We start from the raw sequence: 20,661 nt of genomic DNA, 5'->3' as shown, positions 1-20,661 counted from the left end.
CGCAAGGTTGGCCTTCGGGCTAACGAATACGGAGAAAAGCGATGGCTAAGGAAAAGTTTTCCCGCTCTAAGCCTCACTGCAACATCGGCACCATCGGTCACGTTGACCATGGCAAGACCTCGCTGACCGCGGCTATTACCAAGGTCCTGGCCGAAACCGGTGGCGCAGCGTTCAAGGATTACTCGCAGATCGACAACGCGCCCGAAGAAAAGGCGCGCGGCATCACCATCAACACCTCGCATGTCGAGTACGAGACGGCCAACCGTCACTACGCTCACGTCGACTGCCCCGGCCACGCTGACTATGTGAAGAACATGATCACCGGCGCTGCCCAGATGGACGGCGCGATCCTGGTCGTGTCGGCTGCCGACGGCCCGATGCCCCAGACCCGTGAGCACATCCTGCTCGCCCGTCAGGTTGGCGTGCCGGCCCTGGTCGTGTTCCTGAACAAGTGCGACATGGTCGACGATCCGGAGCTGCTCGAACTCGTCGAGCTCGAAGTCCGCGAGCTGCTGAGCTCCTACGAATTCCCGGGCGACGACGTTCCGATCATCAAGGGCTCGGCTCTGGCCGCCCTCGAAGACAGCGACAAGAAGCTCGGCCATGACGCCGTTCTCGAGCTGATGGCTGCTGTCGACGCCTACATTCCGCAGCCGGAGCGTCCGGTTGACCAGCCGTTCCTGCTCCCGATCGAAGACGTGTTCTCGATCTCGGGCCGCGGCACCGTGGTCACCGGCCGTGTCGAACGCGGTATCGTCAAGGTTGGCGAAGAAGTCGAAATCGTCGGCATCAAGGCGACCCAGAAGACCACCGTTACCGGTGTCGAAATGTTCCGCAAGCTGCTCGACTCGGGCCAGGCCGGCGACAATATCGGCGCGCTGATCCGTGGTATCGACCGCACTCAGGTTGAGCGCGGCCAGGTTCTCTGCAAGCCCGGTTCCGTGACCCCGCACACCGACTTCACCGCTGAAGTCTATATCCTGACCAAGGAAGAAGGCGGCCGCCACACTCCGTTCTTCGGCAACTATCGTCCCCAGTTCTACTTCCGTACCACGGACGTGACGGGCATCGTGACGCTGCCGGAAGGCACCGAAATGGTGATGCCGGGCGACAACCTGAACATCAACGTTCAGCTGATCGTGCCGATCGCCATGGAAGAAAAGCTCCGCTTCGCTATCCGCGAAGGTGGCCGTACCGTTGGTTCGGGCGTCGTCGCCACGATCCTGAAGTAAGCCTCACTGAGACATTCGCGGCGCGCGATTGAGCGCGCCGCGATCCATTTTCGCCAGGATTTACAAAGATGAACGGTCAGAATATTCGCATCCGCCTCAAGGCGTTTGACCATCGCGTTCTCGACGCCTCGACGCGCGAGATCGTGTCGACGGCCAAGCGTACGGGCGCGCAGGTTCGTGGGCCCATCCCGCTGCCGACGCGAATCGACAAGTTTACCGTCAACCGCTCGCCCCACATCGACAAGAAGGCGCGTGAGCAGTTCGAGATCCGGACCCACAAGCGTCTCCTGGACATTGTGGACCCGACTCCCCAGACGGTCGATGCACTGATGAAGCTCGATCTCGCCGCCGGCGTCGACGTCGAAATCAAGCTCTAAGCAAGAAGTTTTCCGCGCGTATCAGATAAAGGGTCCTCTGAAACCATGACCCGGTACAGCGCCAAGAGAGAAGGTAACAACCGATGCGTTCTGGATTGATCGCACAGAAGCTGGGCATGACCCGCATTTTCGCTGAGGACGGCTCGCACGTCCCGGTGACCGTGCTGGGCCTGCAGAACTGCCAGGTGGTGGGCCAGCGGACCGCTGACAAGGACGGCTATGTCGCGCTGCAGCTTGGCGCTGGCCAGGCCAAGGCCAAGAACACGACGAAGGCCGAGCGCGGCCAGTTCGCCGTGGCCAAGGTCGAGCCGAAGCGCCACGTCGCGGAATTCCGCGTCGATGAAGCCAACCTCATCGAGGTCGGCGCGCAGCTTCAGGCAGACCATTTCATCGAAGGCCGAGCTGGTGGACGTCACCGGCACTTCGATCGGCAAGGGCTTTGCCGGCGGTATGAAGCGCTGGAACTTCGGCGGCCTGCGTGCAACGCACGGCGTGTCGGTTTCGCACCGCTCGATCGGTTCTACCGGTGGTCGTCAGGACCCCGGCAAGACCTTCAAGAACAAGAAGATGCCGGGCCATATGGGCGATCGTCGCATCACCACGCAGAACGTCAAGGTCGTCAAGACCGACGTGGAGCGTGGCCTGATCATGATCCAGGGTTCGGTTCCCGGCGCCAAGGGCGCCTGGATCATGATCAAGGACGCGGTGAAGAAGCCGGCCCCCAAGGGCGCTGCTTTCCCGGGCTCGTTCAAGGCCGCCGCCGACGTTGCGGGGGAAGGTAACTAAATGGAACTCAAGGTCACAACCCTCGACGGCAAGGCCGCTGGCAGCATCCAGCTTGCTGACGACGTCTTCGGTCTGGAAGTCCGCCAGGACATCCTGCACCGCATGGTTCGCTACCAGCAGCTCAAGGCCATGGCCGGCACGCACGATGTCAAGCATCGTTCGGAAGGCTCGCGCACGGGCAAGAAGTTCGTGAAGCAGAAGGGCTCGGGCGGCGCTCGCCATGGCGATCGTAAGGCTCCGCAGTTCCGTGGTGGTGGTCGTGCATTCGGCCCGACCCCGCGCAGCCATGCCATCGACCTTCCCAAGAAGGTCCGCGCCCTGGCGCTGAAGCATGCTCTGTCGTCCAAGGCCAAGTCCGGCTCGCTGATCGTTGTCGACAGCGTGTCGCAGAAGGAAGCCAAGACCGCGGGTCTGCTGGCCACCTTCGGCAAGCTGGCCTGGACCAACGCGCTGATCATCGATGGTGCGGCCGTGGACCAGAACTTCGCTCTGTCCGCGCGCAACATTCCGCATATCGACGTGCTGCCGGTGCAGGGGATCAACGTTGTGTCGATCCTCAAGCGCGACAAGCTCGTCCTGACCAAGGCAGCGCTCGAAGCGCTGGAAGCGAGGTTCGCATGAACAAGCTCAGCGCTTACGACGTGATCCGTAACCCCGTCGTGACTGAAAAGTCGACGATGGCTTCGGAAGCTAACCAGGTCGTTTTCGACGTGGCGATCGATGCCAACAAGACCGAGATCAAGGCCGCCGTCGAGCAGCTCTTCTCGGTCAAGGTCAAGGCTGTGAACACCCTGGTCCGCAAGGGCAAGGTGAAGCGCTTCCGTGGCCAGATCGGTACGCGCAACGACGTCAAGAAGGCGGTCGTGACCCTCGTCGACGGCCAGTCGATCGATATTTCGACCGGCCTCTAAGGGAAGAGACAGAACAAAATGGCTCTCAAATATTACAATCCCACCTCCGAAGGCCGCCGTCAGCTCGTGACGACCGACCGTTCGGAACTGTGGAAGGGCAAGCCGGTCAAGACCTTGACCGAAGGCCTCAGCAAGTCCGGTGGTCGCAACAATCGCGGTCGCATCACCACGTTCCATCGTGGTGGCGGTCACAAGCGCACCTATCGCCTGATCGACTTCAAGCGCGTCAAGTTCGACGTCGTCGGCACGGTCGAGCGCCTGGAATATGATCCGAACCGCACGGCCTGGATCGCTCTGGTGAAGTACGAAGACGGCGAACTCGCCTATATCGTGGCTCCCCAGCGCCTCAGCGCCGGCGACAAGGTCATCTCGTCGATGAACACTGTCGACGTGAAGCCGGGCAATGCCATGCCGCTGGAGCGCATGCCGGTCGGTACGATCGTGCACAATATCGAGCTGAAGCCCCGCAAGGGCGGCCAGGTTGCCCGTTCGGCTGGTGCTTATGCCCAGTATGTCGGTCGCGACCAGGGCTGGGCGATCCTGCGCCTCAATTCGGGCGAGCAGCGCCGTGTCCATGGCACGTGCCTGGCCACCGTCGGTGCCGTGTCGAACCAGGATCACTCCAACACCTCGCTCGGCAAGGCCGGTCGTAGCCGTTGGCTGGGTCGCAAGCCCGTCAACCGCGGCGTGACCATGAACCCGATCGACCACCCGCATGGTGGTGGTGAAGGCCGTACCTCTGGTGGCCGTCACCCGGTGACCCCGTGGGGCAAGCCGACCAAGGGCAAGAAGACCCGCAGCAACAAGGCAACGGACAAGTTCATCGTTCGCAGCCGTCACGTGAAGAAGGGCAGGTAAGCCATGACCCGTTCAATCTGGAAGGGGCCGTTTGTCGACGGCTACATGCTCAAGAAGGCCGAGAAGGCCCTCGCGTCCGGCCGCAGCGAAGTGGTCAAGATCTGGAGCCGCCGCTCGACGATCCTGCCGCAGTTCGTCGGTGTGACCTTCGGTGTCCATAACGGCCAGAAGCACGTCCCGGTTCTCGTGACCGAAGACATGATCGGCCACAAGTTCGGCGAGTTCGCCCCGACCCGTACCTATTACGGTCACGCGGCCGACAAGAAGGCCAAGAGGAAGTAAGATGGGCAAGCCAAAAACCCAGCGCGCGCTCAAGGACAACGAGGCCAAGGCTGTGCTGCGCATGCTGCGCATCAGCCCGCAGAAGCTCAACCTTCTGGCCCAGCTGATCCGCGGCAAGAAGGTCGAGAAGGCTCTGGCCGAACTCGAATTCAGCCACAAGCGCATTTCCGGCCAGGTCAAGAAGGTGCTCGAGAGCGCCATTGCCAATGCCGAGAACAACCATGGCCTCGACACCGACGCTCTCGTCGTTGCGGAAGCCTTTGTTGGTAATTCGCTCGTCATGAAGCGTTTCACCGCTCGTGGCCGTGGCCGGTCGTCGCGCATCGAAAAGCCGTTTGCGCATCTGACGATCATCGTCCGGCAAGTTGAGGAGGCCGCATAATGGGCCAGAAGATCAATCCAATCGGCTTCCGCCTCGGCATCAACCGCACCTGGGACAGCCGCTGGTTCGCCAACAAGGGCGAATACGGAACGCTGCTGCAGGAAGACCTGAAGATCCGCGAGACCCTTCTCGAGGACCTCAAGGCCGCCGCGGTCTCCAAGATCGTCATCGAGCGTCCGCACCGCAAGTGCCGCGTGTCGATCCATACTGCTCGCCCGGGCATCGTGATCGGCAAGAAGGGCGCCGACATCGACAAGATCCGCGCCAAGGTGAAGAAGTTCACCGACAGCGAAGTGCACATCAACATCGTTGAAGTGCGCAAGCCGGAAACCGATGCGACGCTGGTTGCCCAGGGCATTGCCCAGCAGCTGGAACGCCGCGTGGCTTTCCGCCGTGCCATGAAGCGCGCCGTGCAGACGGCGATCCGCATGGGCGCCGGCGGCATCCGCGTCAACGTTGGCGGCCGCCTCGGCGGTGCCGATATCGCTCGTACCGAATGGTACCGCGAAGGCCGCGTTCCGCTGCACACGCTGCGCGCTGATATCGACTACGGCACGGCCGAAGCCAAGACCACCTATGGCATCATCGGTATCAAGGTCTGGGTCTTCAAGGGCGAAGTCCTCGAGCACGATCCCACTGCCCATGAGCGTCGCGCCACCGAAGGCGCCGACCAGGGCGGCCAGCGCGCTGAACGCGAACCGCGCCGTGAGCGCGGCGACCGTGACCGCGAACGCGCATAAGAAGGTTAGTTCATTATGCTGCAACCTAAGAAGACCAAGTTCCGCAAGGCTCACAAGGGCCGTATCCATGGCGTTGCCAAGGGCGGTACCGAGCTGGCTTTCGGCCAGTATGCCCTCAAGGCGACCGAACCCGAGCGCGTCACCGCTCGCCAGATCGAAGCGGCCCGCCGCGCGATCACCCGCGAGATGAAGCGTCAGGGCCGTGTGTGGATCCGCATTTTCCCGGACGTGCCGGTTTCCAAGAAGCCGACCGAAGTGCGTATGGGTAAGGGCAAGGGCTCGGTGGAATACTGGGCGGCCCGCGTGAAGCCCGGTCGTATCGTATTCGAAATCGACGGCGTCCCCGAGGACGTTGCCAAGGAAGCCCTGCGCCTCGGCGCCATGAAGCTTCCGATCATGACGCGGGTTGTCACCCGCATTGCCGACTAAGGACAACGAGCATGAAAGCCAGTGATGTGCGGGCCAAGACCGCAGACGAACTGAAGGATCAGCTCGTCGACCTCAAGAAAGAACAGTTCAACCTGCGTTTCCAGCGCGCTACCCAGCAGCTGGAAAAGCCCGCCCAGGTCAAGAAGGTCCGCCGCGACATCGCGCGGATCAAGACGATCCTCGGCGAAAAGAACGCAGCGAAGTAAGGAGCCGCGACCATGCCAAAGCGCGTTTTGCAGGGGACTGTTGTCTCCGACGCCAATGATAAGACGGTCGTGGTGCGCGTCGAGCGCCGCTTCACGCATCCGGTGATGAAGAAGACCGTGCGCCGGTCCAAGAAGTACCATGCTCACGACGAGGCCAATGTGGCCAAGGTGGGCCAGGTGGTCTGGATCGAAGAGTGTGCGCCGATTTCCAAGAACAAGCGCTGGACGCTCGTTCAGGATGCTTCGGCTCCGTCCGCGTAAGAGAATTTAGTTTTAGGTCGGCGAACCGGATGACGGTCAAGCCGGTTCAACAAGAAGGCATCCAGTCATGATCCAGATGCAGTCCAATCTCGACGTCGCGGATAATTCCGGCGCGCGTCGCGTCATGTGCATCAAGGTGCTGGGCGGTTCGCATCGTAAATACGCCTCGATCGGCGACATCATCGTCGTTTCGGTCAAGGACGCTATTCCGCGTGGCCGCGTTAAGAAGGGCCAGGTAATGAAGGCCGTGGTGGTTCGCACCGCCTACGACATTCGCCGCCCCGATGGCACCGTCATCCGTTTCGACAAGAACGCCGCGGTTCTGATCAACAATCAGAAAGAGCCGATCGGCACTCGTATCTTCGGGCCGGTTCCGCGCGAGCTCCGCGCCAAGAACCACATGAAGATCATTTCGCTCGCACCCGAGGTGCTGTAATGGCTGCCAAGATCAAGAAGGGCGATAAGGTCGTCGTCCTGGCTGGCAAGGACAAGGGCAAGACTGGCCAGGTCCTCCAGGTTTTCCCGACCGAGACCCGCGCGACCGTCCAGGGCATCAACCTGGTCCGCCGCCACACCAAGCAGACCGCGTCGACCGATGCCGGCATCTTCACCAAGGAAGCGCCGATTCACCTGTCGAACCTCGCGATCGCCGACAAGGATGGCAAGCCCAGCCGCGTCGGTTTCCAGATCAAGGACGGCGTGAAGACGCGCGTCGCCAAGTCGACCGGAGATTCGATCGATGGCTGAGACAGCTTACGTTCCGCGTCTTCGTACCGAGTACGAAGAGAACATCCGCAAGGTTCTGCAGGAGCAGTTCTCCTACAAGAACGTCATGGAATTGCCCAAGCTCGACAAGATCGTGCTGAATATGGGCGTTGGCGAAGCCGTCAACGACACCAAGAAGGTCAAGACCGCTGCGGCCGATCTCGAAAAGATCGCCGGCCAGAAGCCGGTCATTACCCATGCGCGCAAGTCCATCGCCGGCTTCAAGGTCCGCGAAGACATGCCGCTCGGCGTGAAGGTGACGCTGCGCAAGACCCGCATGTACGAGTTTCTCGACCGCCTGGTGAACATCGCGCTGCCGCGCGTTCGTGACTTCCGCGGGCTGAACCCGAACTCCTTCGACGGCCGTGGCAACTATGCCATGGGCATCAAGGAACACATCATTTTCCCGGAAATCAACTATGACCAGGTTGATCAGGTCTGGGGCATGGACATCGTGATCGCCACGACCGCGAAGTCCGATGACGAAGCTCGCGCGCTGCTGAAGGCGTTCAACTTCCCCTTCCGCCAGTAAGCGGACAGGGAAGGGAAAAAGGATCAGGATATGGCAAAGACCAGCTCCATCATTAAGAACAACAAGCGCGCTGCGCTCGCCAAGCAGTTTGCTGCCAAGCGTGCCGCTCTCAAGGCAAAGACCAAGGACGCGTCCATCCCGATGGACGAGCGTTTCGCAGCCCAGCTCAAGCTGGCCGAGCTGCCGCGCAATTCGGCCAAGGTCCGCGTCCGCAACCGCTGCGAAGTCTCGGGTCGTCCCCGTGGCTTCTACCGCAAGCTGAAGATGAGCCGTATCGCTCTGCGTCAGCTGGGCAACCTGGGCCAGATCCCGGGTCTCGTGAAGTCGAGCTGGTAAGGAGAACCATCAGATGAGCTTTTCCGATCCCATCGGCGACATGCTGACCCGCATCCGCAACGCCCAGCAGCGTCGCAAGAATTCCGTTTCGACTCCGGCATCGACCCTGCGTGGCCGCGTGCTGGATGTGCTCCAGTCCGAGGGTTTCATCCGCGGCTATTCGGAGACCAAGTTCGAGAACGGTGCCGCCGAGTACGAAATCGAACTCAAGTACTCGGACAATGAAGGCGTCATCCGCACGATCGAGCGCGTTTCGCGTCCCGGCCGTCGCGTCTACGCCTCGGTGAAGAATATTCCGCAGGTGGCCAACGGTCTCGGCGTGTCGATCCTTTCCACCCCCAAGGGTGTGATGGCCGACCACGAAGCCAAGGCTGCCAATGTTGGTGGCGAGGTACTCTGCCGCGTATTCTAAGGCCTGATGGCCTTGGGATCCGGGGTAAGACGATTACTCAAGGATTGAACTAGAATGTCACGTACTGGCAAGCAACCGGTCGCACCGGTAAGCGGGGTTACGGTCACGATCAATGGTCGTACCGTCTCCGCCAAGGGCCCGAAGGGCGAACTGAGCATCGACCTGATGGATGCCGTCAATGTCGAGCAGACTGCCGAGGGTCTGGTGGTTTCGCCCACCAGCGATTCCCGGTTTGCGCGCGCTGCCTGGGGCACCACCCGTGCGCTGCTGCAGAACATCGTCACCGGCGTTTCGGCCGGCTTCGAGAGGAAGCTGGCGATCCAGGGCGTTGGCTATCGCGCTGCCATGCAGGGCAAGGATATCAAGCTGTCGCTTGGTTTCAGTCACGAAGTGATCTACGAAGCCCCCAAGGGTATTACGCTGGCTATCCCGACGCCGACGGAAATCGTCGTCACCGGTATCGACAAGCAGCAGGTCGGCCAGGTTGCAGCGAATATTCGCGCCTGGCGCAAGCCGGAGCCTTACAAGGGCAAGGGCGTGCGGTATGCGAACGAGTTCGTGTTCCGCAAAGAAGGCAAGAAGAAGTAAGGAGCGCCTGCAATGGCTATCAGTGCAAAGGGTGCGGAGCGCCGCAAGGCTCGTGTCCGCAAGGCGCTCAAGGCTCGTGCCTTCGGTCGTCCCCGTCTCAGCGTTTTCCGCTCGGACAAGAATATCTACGCCCAGATCATCGACGACGCGACCGGCCGTACGCTGGCTGCCGCTTCGACGCTCGACAAGGACGTCAAGGCCAAGGTCAAGAACGGCGCTACCGCCGAGGCCGCTGCCACGATCGGCAAGCTGATCGCGGAGCGCGGCACCAAGGCCGGTGTTGCTGACGTGATCTTCGATCGCGGGGCTTATATCTATCACGGCCGTGTCAAGGCCCTTGCAGACGCTGCCCGTGAGGGCGGCCTGCAGTTCTAGAACACGGCGAGGAAAGAGAATTATGAGCAGAGACGTTCAAGAGCGCGAAAGCGAATTCGTCGATCGCCTGGTCCACATCAACCGCGTGGCCAAGGTGGTCAAGGGTGGCCGTCGCTTCGGCTTCGCCGCTCTGGTTGTCGTCGGCGACCAGAAGGGCCGCGTTGGGTTCGGTCACGGCAAGGCCCGTGAAGTTCCCGAGGCGATCCGCAAGGCCACCGAACAGGCCAAGCGCCAGATGATCCGGGTGCCGCTGCGCGATGCCCGTACGCTTCACCATGACGTTGCCGGCCGCCACGGCGCCGGCAAGGTGATCCTGCGCGCCGCCGTTCCGGGTACCGGCATCATTGCTGGTGGTCCGATGCGCGCCGTGTTCGAGACCCTTGGTATCAACGACATCGTCGCCAAGTCGCAGGGCACCGCGAACCCCTACAACATGGTGCGGGCCACCTTCGATGCGCTGAAGCGCGTCGACAGCCCTCGCTCGGTTGCAGCCCGTCGCGGCCTCAAGGTTTCCGAACTGCAGGCTCGCCGCGGCGAAACTGCCGTCGAAGCCTAAGTCTGGAGAGACACCATGGCCAAGAACACCACCATTACCGTGCAGCAGATCGGTTCACCGATCCGCCGCGACAAGTCTCAGCGCGCGACCCTGATCGGTCTGGGCCTGAACAAGATGAACAAGCAGCGCGAGCTGGTTGATACGCCCGAAGTTCGCGGCATGATCAACAAGGTCCCGCACCTCGTCCGCGTCGTCGGCGAGTAAGAGAGAAGGTCCGACAAATGACCCGTTTGAACGAACTTCGCGACAATCCCGGCGCCAACAAGCTCCGCGTCCGCGTCGGCCGTGGTATCGGCTCCGGCAAGGGCAAGACCGGTGGTCGCGGCGGCAAGGGCCAGACCGCACGCTCGGGCGTTGCGATCAACGGCTTCGAAGGCGGCCAGATGCCCCTTCACATGCGTATGCCGAAGCGCGGCTTCAATCCGCTGAATCCCAAGGATTGGAACGAAGTCCGCATCGACCGCATCCAGGCCTATATCGACTCCGGCAAGCTCGACGCCAAGGGTGTGATCGACGCTGAAGCGCTGATCGCCGCCCGCGTGATCCGCCGCGCCAAGGACGGTGTCCGTCTGATCGGCTCGGCCGGCTTCACCGCCAAGAAGGCCACCTTCAAGGTCAACTATGCGACCGCCGGTGCGACCGCTGCCATCGAGGCTGCTGGTGGCAAGGTCGAGGTGATCCCGGCCAAGGCGCCGTGGAAAAAGACCCCATACGCCGGTTGATCCCCGGCTTGGCGCACCCGACATGGTTCGGGTGCGCTCTTTTGGTTTGTTGCGTTAGGGACGTAGATCCATATGCTCCCGAAGCGCTCCGAGCGCACCTGGCCTTGAAGCCATAGGAGCGATATATGGCGTCCGCAGCCGAACAGCTGGCACGTAATCTCAATTTTTCGACCTTTTCCAAGGCGAAGGCTCTGCAGCAGCGCATCTGGTTCACACTGGGCGCGCTGCTCGTCTATCGTCTGGGTACGTTCATTCCGGTGCCGGGCATCGACCCCGATGCCTTCCGCGCGACGTTCGAGCAGTCGCAGCAGGGCATTATCGGCATGTTCAACATGTTCGCCGGCGGCGCCGTCGAACGCATGGCGATCTTTGCCCTCAACCTTATTCCCTACATCACTGCCTCGATCGTGATTCAGGTGATCTCCACCGCCTCGCCGCGGATGGAGGCCATGAAGAAAGAGGGTGGCGAGGCTGGCCGTCGCAAGATGAACCAGTATACGCGCTACCTGACCGTGGTGTTCTGCGCCGTGCAGGCCTATGGCATTGCCGTTGGCCTCGAAGCGAGCCAGGGCGTCGTGCTCAATCCGGGCTGGTTCTTCCGTATTTCGACCGTCATCACGCTGGTCGGCGGCACCATGTTCCTGATGTGGGTCGGTGAGCAGATCACCGCACGCGGCGTCGGCAACGGCATTTCGCTGATCATCTTCGCCGGCATCGTGGCCAACCTGCCAACGACCATCGCGCAGACCCTGGAACTGAGCCGCACCGGCGCCATTCCGGGCCTGGCCGCGGCCGGCATGCTGGTGCTGGCCCTTGTGGTTATCGGCGTCATCGTGTTCTTCGAACGCGCCCAGCGCCGGCTGCTGATCCAGTATCCAAAGCGCCAGGTCGGCAACAAGATGTTCCAGGGCGACAGCTCGCATCTGCCGCTCAAGCTGAACACGTCGGGCGTTATCCCGGTGATTTTCGGTTCCTCGCTGCTGCTGCTGCCGGCCACCATTGCGTCCTTCGCGGCGCAGGGTAACGCCCCGCAATGGCTGCAGGTGGTGACGGCGATGCTGGGTCGCGGGCAGCCGCTTTATCTGGCGCTGTTTGCTTTCTTCATCATCTTCTTCACCTTCTTCTACACCGCCATCGTGTTCAACCCGACCGAGACGGCCGATAACCTCAAGCGCTCCGGCGGCTTCATTCCGGGCATCCGCCCGGGTGAGCGCACCGCTGCTCATATCGACTATGTGCTGACGCGCATCACGGTCATCGGGGCGATCTATCTGACGGTCGTGGCGCTGATACCGGAAGTGCTGTTCAGCCAGCTGGCCATCAGCCAGTTCATCGGCGGCACCTCGCTGCTGATCATGGTGACGGTGACCCTGGATACGATCAGCCAGGTGCAGAGCCATCTGATCGCCCAGCAGTATGAGGGGCTGGTCAAGAAGTCCCGTCTTGGAGGAGGCAAGCGTCGATGAGGTTGATACTGCTCGGACCGCCGGGAGCGGGGAAGGGGACCCAGGCCAAGATTCTGGTCGATACCTACGGCATCCCCCAGCTCTCGACCGGCGACATCCTCCGCTCGGCCATAGCCGCCAAGACCCCGCTGGGTCTGGAAGCCAAGGCCATCGTGGATCGCGGTGACCTCGTTTCCGACGCCATCGTCAACGGCATCGTCTCCGAGCGTCTCGATGCCGAGGACTGCAGACCGGGTTTCATCCTCGATGGCTTCCCGCGCACCATTGCGCAGGCCGAAGCGCTCGACCAGATGTTGATCGACAAGGGCGTCAAGCTCGATGCGGTCATCGAAATCAAGGCCGATGCCGATGAACTGGTGCGCCGGGTGATCCAGCGCGCCAAGGAATCGGGCGGGGCCCGTGCCGACGACAATGAGGAAGTGCTGCGCAAGCGCCTCGGCGTCTACCAGGAGCAGACCGCTCCGCTGGTTGCCTATTATGCCGAGGAAGGTCTGCTGAAGACCGTCGACGGCATGGCGCCGGTCGAGCAGGTGACTGCTGCCATAAGGGCGGCGATCGCCCACTGAGTTACAGGGCTGGGTTTGGCAGTTGACTCTGCGGAATCGAGCCCTTAAAGAACCGCGTCAGTCTCATGGATTATTGGGCTGGATTCGGTTCTCCACATGGTTGGGGGTCGAAGTCCGGTCCCTTGTTGTTATAAGGGCGCCAGCCGTGATGGTTCGCGCTGAATGAAGGAGAGCAGACGTGGCTCGTATTGCTGGCGTCAATATCCCGACGAATAAGCGCGTTGTCATTGCGCTGCAGTATATCCACGGGATCGGCGACAAGTTCGCCGAGGATATCTGCACCAAGGTTGGCATTCCGGCAGAGCGCCGTGTGAACGAGCTCACTGACGCCGAAGTCATCCAGATCCGTGAGGCCATCGACCGCGACTATGTCGTGGAAGGTGATCTGCGCCGCAATGTGGCGATGAACATCAAGCGTCTGATGGACCTGGGCAACTATCGTGGCCTGCGTCATCGTCGTGGCCTGCCGGTGCGCGGCCAGCGCACCCACACCAATGCTCGTACCCGCAAGGGTCCGGCCAAGCCGATCGCCGGCAAGAAGAAGTAAGAACCCATACCGGGTTCTTCGATGTAGCTGCCGGGGCAATTCGCTAACGGCAGCGCTGATATCGTCTAGAGGAATTAAATGGCTAAAGCTGAAGTCGCGCGCGTCCGTCGCAAGGAGCGCAAGAATATCACGTCGGGTGTTGCCCACGTGAATGCCTCGTTCAACAACACCATGATCACCATCGCCGACATGCAGGGCAACACGATTTCGTGGTCCTCGTCGGGCGTGATGGGCTTCAAGGGCTCGCGCAAGTCGACCCCCTATGCTGCCCAGGTTGCCGCTGAAGATGCTGCCAAGAAGGCGCAGGAACACGGCATGAAGACCCTCGAAGTCGAGGTTCGCGGGCCCGGCTCGGGTCGTGAATCGGCACTTCGTGCGCTGCAGGCCGCTGGTTTCAACGTCACCTCGATCCGTGACGTGACCTCGATCCCGCACAATGGCTGCCGCCCGCGCAAGCGGCGCCGCGTCTAAATAGACCGATTGAAGAGCTCCCGGCCGATTGAATGGGCCGGGAGTCTTATTGCGTTTGCGGCGGTGCGGCTCCGGGGCTGGGGCCGCGATTTTGAAAGGACATAACCGTGACGATCCAGAGGAACTGGCAAGAACTGATCAAGCCGACCAAGCTGGAGATTGTTTCGGGCAGCGACAACGCGCGCGTGGCCTCGGTAGTTGCCGAGCCGCTTGAGCGCGGTTACGGGCTTACCCTCGGGAATGCCCTGCGTCGCGTGCTGCTGTCGTCGCTCCAGGGCGCGGCAGTTACCGCAATCCAGATTGACGGCATCCTGCATGAATTCTCCTCGCTTCCGGGCGTGCGGGAAGACATTACCGACCTGGTCCTCAACGTGAAGGAAATCGCGTTGAAGATGGGTGGCGAAGGCCCCAAGCGCCTCGCTCTCTCCCGTCAGGGCCCGGGCGCTGTCACCGCCGGCGACATCAAGGTCACCGGCGATATCGAAGTGCTGAATCCCGAGCTGGTCATCTGCCACCTCGACGACGGCGCCGAGATCAATATCGAGTTCACCGTCGACACCGGCAAGGGCTATGTCGCGGCTGACAAGAACCGTCCCGAAGACGCGCCGATCGGCTATATCCCGGTCGACTCTCTGTTTTCCCCGGTCCGTCGCGTCAGCTACAAGGTCGATGCCACCCGCGCCGGTGAGAGCCTCGACAAGGACAAGCTGACCCTGCAGGTCGAGACCAATGGTGCCGTGTCGCCGGAAGATGCCGTGGCGTTCGCCGCGCGCATTCTCCAGGACCAGTTGTCGGTCTTCGTGAACTTCGAAGAGCCCAGCAAGGAAAAGGCCCAGGATTCGGTTCCCGAACTGGCCTTCAACCCGGCCCTGCTCAAGAAGGTCGACGAGCTCGAACTGTCGGTTCGCTCGGCCAACTGCCTCAAGAACGACAACATCGTCTATATCGGCGACCTCATCCAGAAGACGGAAGCCGAGATGCTGCGGACGCCGAATTTCGGCCGCAAGTCGCTCAACGAAATCAAGGAAGTCCTGGCACAGATGGGGCTTCACCTCGGGATGGACGTGGCCAACTGGCCGCCCGAGAATATCGATGACCTCGCCAAGCGCTACGAAGATCACTATTGATCGCGCGCTGCCAAGCACTTTAGGAGACTCCCATGCGCCACGGTAATTCCGGCCGCAAGCTCAGCCGAACCGCCAGCCACCGCAAGGCTATGTTCGCCAATATGTCCGCCGCGCTGATCAAGCACGAGCAGATCGTCACCACCCTGCCCAAGGCGAAGGACCTGCGTCCGATCGTCGAGAAGCTGATCACGCTCGGCAAGCGCGGCGACCTGCATGCCCGCCGCCAGGCGATCGCCCAGATCCGCGACGAGGGCCAGGTTGCCAAGCTCTTCGCCGTGCTTGGCCCGCGCTACAAGGAACGCCAGGGCGGCTATATCCGCATCCTCAAGGCTGGCTTCCGCTATGGCGACAATGCCCCGATGGCCGTGATCGAATTCGTCGATCGCGACGTCAATGCCAAGGGCCTCGACAGCGGCCCGGTACAGGCGCGCGACGACGAAGAGTTCGAAGCCGCGTAAGCGTCACGACTCCATAGACTTTTGAAGGCGGCTGCGGTTCATTCCGTGGCCGCTTTTGCTTTGGGGGATCGCGATGCAGACGGGTCAGGTTCTGGTTACCGGTGCCAATGGGTTTGTCGGCAAATGGACCGTGCTCGAACTGTTGCGCGCCGGCTTCAGCGTGCGTGGCACGGTGCGCTCCGAGGGCAGGGCGGAGGCGGTGCGGCAGGCCGTCGCTGGCCAGCTTGGCGAAGCGGCACTCTCCCGCCTCGATTTCGTCCGGCTCGACCTGATGCAGGACAAGGGCTGGGCGGAGGCCATGGAGGGGATCGACGCCGTGGCCCATGTCGCTGCGCAAATCCTCGCCGAAGAGCCCCGGGATATGCAGGTGGTCATCGGCCCGGCGCTCGAAGGCACCGAGCGCGTGCTGCGCTTCGCCGTGGCGGCCGATATCAGGCGCGTGGTGATGACCTCGTCCATTGCTACGGTGGGCTATGGCCACGGCCATACCAGTGGCAAGCGCGGCTATAGCGAGGCCGACTTCACCGATCTCGACGCCATGAAATTCACCTGGGCCTATTGCGTCGGCAAGACCCGCGCCGAGCAGGCGGCCTGGGCCTATGCGCGTTCCGAAGGCCTGCTGCTCACCACCATCCATCCCGGCGCCATCCTCGGCCCGGCGCTCGATGCCGATGCCAGCATTTCGCTGCAGATGGTTTCGGGCCTCTTGGAAGGCTCCACCCCCGCCATGCCCTCGAACGGTTTTTCGGTGGTCGATGTGCGCGATGTCGCCGCTATGCATGTCGCGGCCCTGCAGCAGCCGGAAACCGCCGGCCAGCGCTATCTGGCCACCGCCAGCTACCTGCCATTTCCCGAGGTCGCTGACATCCTGCGCCGGGCCTATCCCGACTGGACGATCACCAGCAAGCATGTGCCCGACTGGATCATCAAGCTGCTCGCCCGTTTCGGCGGGCCGGCGCGCCAGATCATCAACGATATCGGCAATGAGAAGCATTTCGACGGCAGCAAGGGCGCGCTGCTGCTGGGGCGACCCTATATTTCCGCCGAAGACGCGGTGCTGAGCGCCGCCGAAAGCCTTATCCGGCTTGGCCTGTTGAAACCCAGGGGCGCGTGAGGCCCCATTCGGCGTAGAGCGCGTCGAGCTCCCGCTTGTTGCTGGCAAAGACATGCGGCAGCCCGGATTCGCGCGCGAGCTGCTGGTATTTGCCGATCGAGTCGCGCGTCTTCCAGAGCCAATGTAGCATCTTCCAGTTGAGGCTATCCTGTCCGCCCTCGAGGGCTCCGGCCCGCTCCTTCTGGAACAGGGTCCTGGCAAAATAGCGCCGATAGCGCGTGGCGAGGCTATCGGTAACCACGATGATACCGGTGGCCCGCGCGAGGCGCTGTGGCATGACCCGGGAATAGGAGCCGTCGATGATCCAGCCCGGCTCGACTATGGCGGCGTCATGCAAGGCGGCAAACTCGGCCTCCGGGCGCGGCTCCCAATTGGTGTTGGGCCGATGCTGGAACTGGTCGAGGTGAACCGCCGGAATGCCCAGTCTGTCGGACAGGGCCACCGTCAGCGTCGACTTGCCGGAATTGGTCAGGCCGAGGACCATGATGCGGCGGCCCAGCCTGGCCAGCGGCGGAATGTCGGACACGGGCGGTCTCCGGCTATTCGGCCGCCAGAGCACGCTCCTGCGGCGGGATGTTGAAGTTGGCGTTGAACAACTCGGTCGGATCGTATTCTGCCTTCAGCCGCCGCAGACGCTGCAGCGTCTGGCCGGGGAAGGCGCGTTCGAGGTGGTCACGCCCAGTGGCGGTTTCGAAGCTGATATAAAGGCCATCCAGCTCGTTCTGCAAGGTCGGCCACAGGCTCTCCAGCCGCTCGGTCGCCGATCCATGGGCGCCGATGCTCAGGGCGAAGTTCTGGTGCCGATGGGCATAGGCCATGGCATCGGGCGCCACGTCGTTGACGGCCCCGCCAACGGCGCGCAACTGCATGAAGTTGGTGGCGCGGTTGCGCAGGGCGTCGCCCATGCCGCGGGCAATGGCCGGCGTCACTGTGGTCAGCAGCCCGCTATGGGAGGTATAGCCACCTTGGCCGTCATGCCCCGAATATTGGGAATCCACCAGAGCGGGATAGGGTATGATGAAGGCCTGGCTGCCCAGGATCGGCCCGACTTCGAGAAACGGCTGCAGCATGGGCTGCGCCACCGTCGGATCGGGATTGGCGATCACGATGCTCGCCTGGCCGATGGCCGGATTGCCGCTGCGCGCCGGCACCATGCTCATGAAGCTGGTGAGATCGCGCGGCGCATTGATGACCGCATCGGCCCAGCGCGGGATCACCGCCTCGGCATCGGTCAGGTCATAGGTGATCTGTGCGAAGACCACGTCGCCCACGTCATAGGCTTCCAGCTCCAGCGCCGTGACGACGCCGAAATTGCCGCCGGCGCCCCGGATAGCCCAGAACAGGTCGGCATGATTGTCCTTGTCGGTCCGCAAATGCCGGCCGTCGGCCAGCGCGATCTCGGCCGCCACGACATGGTCGATGGTCAGCCCATGCTTGCGCGACAGCCAGCCGATACCGCCCGCGGTGGCGAGGCCACCCACGCCGACATTGCCGTAATCGCCCGAACTCATGCCCAGCCCATGCGGCGCCAGTTGTTCGGCCACGTCGCCCCAGCGCGCCCCGGGGCCGAGGCGCACGCGCTTGCTGGCGGGATCGAGCAGTCTGATCTCGTTCAGCGCCGAGACATCGAGCACGATGCCGCCATCATTGGTCGAGCGTCCGGATATGCCATGGCCGCCGCTGCGCACGGCCAGCGGCACGTCCTGCTTGCGGGCGTAGGCGATAGCCGAGGTGACGTCATCGACGGATTTGGCATTGATCACCAGCCCCGGCGCGCCGCGATAGATATAGGTCGAGCGAACTTTGGAATAGCCATGGTCGCCCGGCTCGACTGCGGCAAGTCCCTCGGGCACGCTCTCATAATCGATACCGGGACTGCGCAGGGCCAAGGCCGCGGCGCTGCGCACGTCGCCCGCAGGCGTGCCGGACGCCTTGCGCGCCTTGGCCACCGCTTCGCGAACCGCAGGCGCAACCTCCTTGCCGAAGATATTGATACCGTTTGGCGAGTCACCGGGCAGAATGAAGGTCGAAAAGCCATGCTCCAGCGCCAGCTCGGTGATCTGGTCGATCATCGCGGCCTTGTCGTCGGGACCCAGCCGCGATCCCAGCAGGTTGATCATGCGGCGGATTTCGCGCGGGTCGCGCCCGGCCTCGGTCGCCGCGCCGTCGATGATGGCGTTGGATTCGGCAATCGTCGGCGACTTGATATAGCTCAGCGACGGCAGCCAGCCATCGGCCTTGCGACCGACCAGCGACAGCATGCGCGGCTTGAGCGCGCCCAGCCAGATATTGATGCGGTGCTCGGGCAGGGGACCGCGCCGCGCGCCACGGGCATGGTAATGCTTGCCCTCGAAACGCACGCCGCCGGGCTCACCGGCATCCCAGATGCCCCGGATGATGTCCATGCCCTCTTCCAGCGCCGTCACGGCCTCGCCGGGCGATAGCTTGTCGCCGCCCATCGCCTCGACGCCGTCCCAGAAGGCGCCGGCGCCCAGGCCTAGTTCGGCGCGGCCATGCGACAGCAGGTCGAGGCTCGCCACGGCCCGCGCCAGCACGGCCGGCGGCCGCAGCGGCAGGTTCAGCACATTGCCGGCCAGGGCAATCCTGCTGGTCCTGGCCGCCACGAAGGACAGCAGGGTCCAGGTATCGAGAAAGTCGGCCTGATAGGGATGGTCCTGGAAGGTCACCAGGTCGAGCTCGGCCGCTTCGCTGATCTGCGCCAGCGCGACCACGGCATCGGCCTGCTGCGCCACCGGCGTGATGAAGCTGCCGAATTTCAGCTCATGGCCATAATCAGTCATCGCATGCCTCAATGGTTACATTTCGTAACCTAGCACTTAGGCGAGCCTGCGGGCCACACAAGACGGCACATGCATGTAACCGGAAAGCAGAGGCCACCCGCCGGAGCAGGTGGCCTCATGTCGTCCGGCATGCGGCTTATTCCGGCTGCTGGTCCTTGCCGGTATAGACGTCCTCGACCCAGAACTGGTCGCGGCGGTCGAAGCCGTTGAACGGGGTCAGCGATGCCTGGGTATAGGCGCCCATCAGGCCGAACTCGATCCAGTCGTCCTCATCGATATCGGAGGGCAGGGTGAAGACCTGGGGCAGCACGTCATAGCTGTCGCAGGTGGGCCCCCAGATGGTGAATTCGGAGAACTGGGCATCATTGTCATGCACGCGCGGGCCGCGCCAGACGCGCACCGGCGGCGTGAAATGCATGAACTTGACTTCCATCAGGCTGCCATAGGCGCCGTCATTGACATAGACCGACTGGCCGCCGCGCTGATGTTTTACGCGCAGCAGCAGAGACGTCGAGGACGTGACAAGCGCGCGGCCCGGCTCGATGATCAGCTCGGGCTTGTTCTTCTCGCCGAAGTGATCGTTCACGGCCGTGGCGATGGTTTCGAAATAATAGTCCATCGGCGGGGCTTCGCTGGTCGGGTAGGGGGCCGGATAGCCGCCACCGATATTGAGGCGCTTGAGCTCGATGCCGCTCTCTTCCACGATGCGCGCTGCCGCTGCGATATGGCGCTCATAGGCATAGGCGTCTTCGCACTGGCTGCCGACATGGAAGCACAGGCTGGGCGTATAGCCCATCTTCTCGACCGCGGTGACGATTTCGGCCGCACCCTGTTCCATCACGCCGAACTTGATGCCGAAGTCATAGGATTTGAGCGCCTTGCCGGCCTTGAAGCGGGTGGTCACTTCCACATCGCGCGACGGCGACACCACGGCGGCGAGCTGGTCGAGCTGCTGGGGGTGGTCGATGGTGAAGCTGCGAACGCCGAATTCTTCATAAGCGCGTTCGATCTCGCGCTTGTTCTTGATCGGGTTGTTGTAATGCATCACCGCGCCGGGCGCATGGTCGCGCACCAGCTCCATTTCCGTATTGGAGGCCACGTCGAAGGCCTTGAGGCCTTCCTGATGCAGTTGCGCGATGATGTGCGGCGAGGGGTTGCACTTGACCGCATAGGTCAGCAGGCCGTCGAACCCCTTCTTGAACACCTTGATGGCCCTGTGGAACTCACGTTCGGAGAACAGGAAAGCCGGAAAGTCCGGCGCTTCCGCGGCGATCAGCGCGGAGGTGTTCGGGTAAACGTGTTTCGGCTCGGTGGTCATGGACGACTGGCCTTTCGGGGCTAGGGGAACGCCAAAGTGAGCG

The 20,661-nt window shown here is 62.5% G+C and carries 31 protein-coding genes and 1 pseudogene; 29 read left to right on the top strand and 3 right to left on the bottom strand.

The window, feature by feature from the left end; all coding sequences use genetic code 11:
* Positions 1-41 precede the first annotated feature (41 nt).
* The 29 genes and pseudogenes from tuf (at position 42) to FPZ08_RS06600 (ending at position 16,499) form a co-directional block, all read left to right on the top strand.
* Positions 42-1,232 (top strand): elongation factor Tu, encoded by a 1,191-nt coding sequence (tuf, locus tag FPZ08_RS06740; protein ID WP_146289260.1) that lies wholly within the window; start codon positions 42-44, stop codon positions 1,230-1,232.
* A 68-nt stretch (positions 1,233-1,300) separates the two neighbouring features.
* Positions 1,301-1,609, top strand: coding sequence for a 30S ribosomal protein S10 (rpsJ, locus tag FPZ08_RS06735; protein ID WP_035102617.1), 309 nt, complete (start codon positions 1,301-1,303; stop codon positions 1,607-1,609).
* 83 nt (positions 1,610-1,692) lie between these two features.
* Positions 1,693-2,395: pseudogene (gene rplC, locus FPZ08_RS06730) on the top strand (50S ribosomal protein L3).
* Positions 2,396-3,016, top strand: a complete 621-nt coding sequence (gene rplD, locus FPZ08_RS06725; protein WP_146289259.1) for a 50S ribosomal protein L4 — start codon at positions 2,396-2,398, stop codon at positions 3,014-3,016.
* Positions 3,013-3,306 carry a 50S ribosomal protein L23 gene (locus tag FPZ08_RS06720; RefSeq protein WP_146289258.1) on the top strand — a complete coding sequence of 98 codons (294 nt, stop codon included), beginning with the start codon at positions 3,013-3,015 and terminating at the stop codon, positions 3,304-3,306. The genes rplD and FPZ08_RS06720 overlap by 4 nt, the downstream gene beginning before the upstream one ends.
* 18 nt (positions 3,307-3,324) lie before the next feature.
* Positions 3,325-4,164 carry a 50S ribosomal protein L2 gene (gene rplB / locus FPZ08_RS06715; RefSeq protein ID WP_146289257.1) on the top strand — a complete coding sequence of 280 codons (840 nt, stop codon included), beginning with the start codon at positions 3,325-3,327 and terminating at the stop codon, positions 4,162-4,164.
* Between the two features lie 3 nt (positions 4,165-4,167).
* On the top strand, positions 4,168-4,446 hold the full coding sequence (rpsS, locus tag FPZ08_RS06710) for a 30S ribosomal protein S19 (protein WP_146289256.1): 279 nt from the start codon (positions 4,168-4,170) through the stop codon (positions 4,444-4,446).
* A gap of 1 nt (position 4,447) precedes the next feature.
* Positions 4,448-4,828 carry a 50S ribosomal protein L22 gene (gene rplV, locus FPZ08_RS06705; RefSeq protein ID WP_056232639.1) on the top strand — a complete coding sequence of 127 codons (381 nt, stop codon included), beginning with the start codon at positions 4,448-4,450 and terminating at the stop codon, positions 4,826-4,828.
* The gene (rpsC, locus tag FPZ08_RS06700) at positions 4,828-5,568 is read left to right on the top strand and encodes a 30S ribosomal protein S3 (protein WP_146289255.1); all 741 of its coding nucleotides are present in this window, start codon (positions 4,828-4,830) and stop codon (positions 5,566-5,568) included. Before rplV ends, rpsC begins: the two co-directional genes overlap by 1 nt.
* A gap of 15 nt (positions 5,569-5,583) precedes the next feature.
* Positions 5,584-5,997, top strand: a complete 414-nt coding sequence (rplP, locus tag FPZ08_RS06695; protein WP_146289254.1) for a 50S ribosomal protein L16 — start codon at positions 5,584-5,586, stop codon at positions 5,995-5,997.
* Between the two features lie 11 nt (positions 5,998-6,008).
* Complete coding sequence (gene rpmC / locus FPZ08_RS06690; RefSeq protein WP_056232645.1) at positions 6,009-6,203, top strand: 50S ribosomal protein L29; 195 nt, start codon at positions 6,009-6,011, stop codon at positions 6,201-6,203.
* A gap of 12 nt (positions 6,204-6,215) precedes the next feature.
* Positions 6,216-6,464 carry a 30S ribosomal protein S17 gene (rpsQ, locus tag FPZ08_RS06685; protein ID WP_056251234.1) on the top strand — a complete coding sequence of 83 codons (249 nt, stop codon included), beginning with the start codon at positions 6,216-6,218 and terminating at the stop codon, positions 6,462-6,464.
* A 67-nt stretch (positions 6,465-6,531) separates the two neighbouring features.
* Positions 6,532-6,900: a 50S ribosomal protein L14 gene (gene rplN / locus FPZ08_RS06680; RefSeq protein WP_056251235.1), complete on the top strand. Its 369-nt coding sequence runs from the start codon at positions 6,532-6,534 to the stop codon at positions 6,898-6,900.
* Positions 6,900-7,211, top strand: coding sequence for a 50S ribosomal protein L24 (gene rplX / locus FPZ08_RS06675; protein WP_146289253.1), 312 nt, complete (start codon positions 6,900-6,902; stop codon positions 7,209-7,211). The genes rplN and rplX overlap by 1 nt, the downstream gene beginning before the upstream one ends.
* A complete protein-coding gene (rplE, locus tag FPZ08_RS06670; RefSeq protein ID WP_146289252.1) occupies positions 7,204-7,761 on the top strand; it encodes a 50S ribosomal protein L5 in 558 nt (185 codons plus the stop codon). The genes rplX and rplE overlap by 8 nt, the downstream gene beginning before the upstream one ends.
* A 30-nt stretch (positions 7,762-7,791) precedes the next feature.
* Positions 7,792-8,097, top strand: coding sequence for a 30S ribosomal protein S14 (gene rpsN, locus FPZ08_RS06665; RefSeq protein WP_146289251.1), 306 nt, complete (start codon positions 7,792-7,794; stop codon positions 8,095-8,097).
* A 13-nt stretch (positions 8,098-8,110) separates the two neighbouring features.
* Entirely contained in the window at positions 8,111-8,509 is a 399-nt protein-coding gene (rpsH, locus tag FPZ08_RS06660; protein WP_146289250.1) for a 30S ribosomal protein S8, read from the top strand.
* Positions 8,510-8,563: 54 nt separating this feature from the next.
* Positions 8,564-9,097 (top strand): 50S ribosomal protein L6, encoded by a 534-nt coding sequence (gene rplF / locus FPZ08_RS06655; RefSeq protein ID WP_146289249.1) that lies wholly within the window; start codon positions 8,564-8,566, stop codon positions 9,095-9,097.
* Positions 9,098-9,109: 12 nt separating this feature from the next.
* Positions 9,110-9,472, top strand: a complete 363-nt coding sequence (gene rplR, locus FPZ08_RS06650; protein ID WP_146289248.1) for a 50S ribosomal protein L18 — start codon at positions 9,110-9,112, stop codon at positions 9,470-9,472.
* Between the two features lie 22 nt (positions 9,473-9,494).
* The gene (gene rpsE, locus FPZ08_RS06645) at positions 9,495-10,028 is read left to right on the top strand and encodes a 30S ribosomal protein S5 (protein ID WP_146289247.1); all 534 of its coding nucleotides are present in this window, start codon (positions 9,495-9,497) and stop codon (positions 10,026-10,028) included.
* Positions 10,029-10,043: 15 nt separating this feature from the next.
* Positions 10,044-10,232, top strand: coding sequence for a 50S ribosomal protein L30 (gene rpmD, locus FPZ08_RS06640; RefSeq protein ID WP_146289246.1), 189 nt, complete (start codon positions 10,044-10,046; stop codon positions 10,230-10,232).
* A 17-nt stretch (positions 10,233-10,249) separates the two neighbouring features.
* Positions 10,250-10,750 (top strand): 50S ribosomal protein L15, encoded by a 501-nt coding sequence (gene rplO / locus FPZ08_RS06635; RefSeq protein WP_146289245.1) that lies wholly within the window; start codon positions 10,250-10,252, stop codon positions 10,748-10,750.
* 125 nt (positions 10,751-10,875) lie between these two features.
* The gene (gene secY / locus FPZ08_RS06630) at positions 10,876-12,216 is read left to right on the top strand and encodes a preprotein translocase subunit SecY (protein WP_146289244.1); all 1,341 of its coding nucleotides are present in this window, start codon (positions 10,876-10,878) and stop codon (positions 12,214-12,216) included.
* The gene (locus FPZ08_RS06625; protein ID WP_146289243.1) at positions 12,213-12,782 is read left to right on the top strand and encodes an adenylate kinase; all 570 of its coding nucleotides are present in this window, start codon (positions 12,213-12,215) and stop codon (positions 12,780-12,782) included. Before secY ends, FPZ08_RS06625 begins: the two co-directional genes overlap by 4 nt.
* 178 nt (positions 12,783-12,960) lie before the next feature.
* Entirely contained in the window at positions 12,961-13,329 is a 369-nt protein-coding gene (rpsM, locus tag FPZ08_RS06620) for a 30S ribosomal protein S13 (protein WP_056232669.1), read from the top strand.
* Positions 13,330-13,407: 78 nt separating this feature from the next.
* Entirely contained in the window at positions 13,408-13,800 is a 393-nt protein-coding gene (gene rpsK, locus FPZ08_RS06615) for a 30S ribosomal protein S11 (protein ID WP_086469598.1), read from the top strand.
* A 101-nt stretch (positions 13,801-13,901) separates the two neighbouring features.
* On the top strand, positions 13,902-14,927 hold the full coding sequence (locus FPZ08_RS06610) for a DNA-directed RNA polymerase subunit alpha (RefSeq protein ID WP_246132880.1): 1,026 nt from the start codon (positions 13,902-13,904) through the stop codon (positions 14,925-14,927).
* A 32-nt stretch (positions 14,928-14,959) separates the two neighbouring features.
* Complete coding sequence (gene rplQ / locus FPZ08_RS06605; protein ID WP_146289241.1) at positions 14,960-15,385, top strand: 50S ribosomal protein L17; 426 nt, start codon at positions 14,960-14,962, stop codon at positions 15,383-15,385.
* Positions 15,386-15,458: 73 nt separating this feature from the next.
* Positions 15,459-16,499, top strand: coding sequence for an NAD-dependent epimerase/dehydratase family protein (locus tag FPZ08_RS06600; protein WP_146289240.1), 1,041 nt, complete (start codon positions 15,459-15,461; stop codon positions 16,497-16,499).
* Here the strand turns inward: FPZ08_RS06600 and FPZ08_RS06595 are convergent.
* The 3 genes from FPZ08_RS06595 to FPZ08_RS06585 all read right to left on the bottom strand — a co-directional run bounded on the left by FPZ08_RS06595 (position 16,462) and on the right by FPZ08_RS06585 (position 20,618).
* Positions 16,462-17,025 (bottom strand): P-loop NTPase family protein, encoded by a 564-nt coding sequence (locus FPZ08_RS06595; protein WP_246132820.1) that lies wholly within the window; start codon positions 17,023-17,025, stop codon positions 16,462-16,464. The genes FPZ08_RS06600 and FPZ08_RS06595 overlap by 38 nt on opposite strands.
* A 13-nt stretch (positions 17,026-17,038) precedes the next feature.
* On the bottom strand, positions 17,039-19,300 hold the full coding sequence (locus tag FPZ08_RS06590; protein ID WP_146289239.1) for an LLM class flavin-dependent oxidoreductase: 2,262 nt from the start codon (positions 19,298-19,300) through the stop codon (positions 17,039-17,041).
* A gap of 136 nt (positions 19,301-19,436) precedes the next feature.
* Entirely contained in the window at positions 19,437-20,618 is a 1,182-nt protein-coding gene (locus tag FPZ08_RS06585) for a type III PLP-dependent enzyme domain-containing protein (RefSeq protein ID WP_186767234.1), read from the bottom strand.
* Positions 20,619-20,661: the final 43 nt, after the last annotated feature.

The sequence above is a fragment of the Devosia ginsengisoli genome (assembly GCF_007859655.1).
Classification (GTDB): Bacteria; Pseudomonadota; Alphaproteobacteria; order Rhizobiales; family Devosiaceae; genus Devosia; species Devosia ginsengisoli.
Note: the sequence above shows the minus strand (reverse complement) of the source record. Positions and strands in the feature narration are given on the sequence as shown.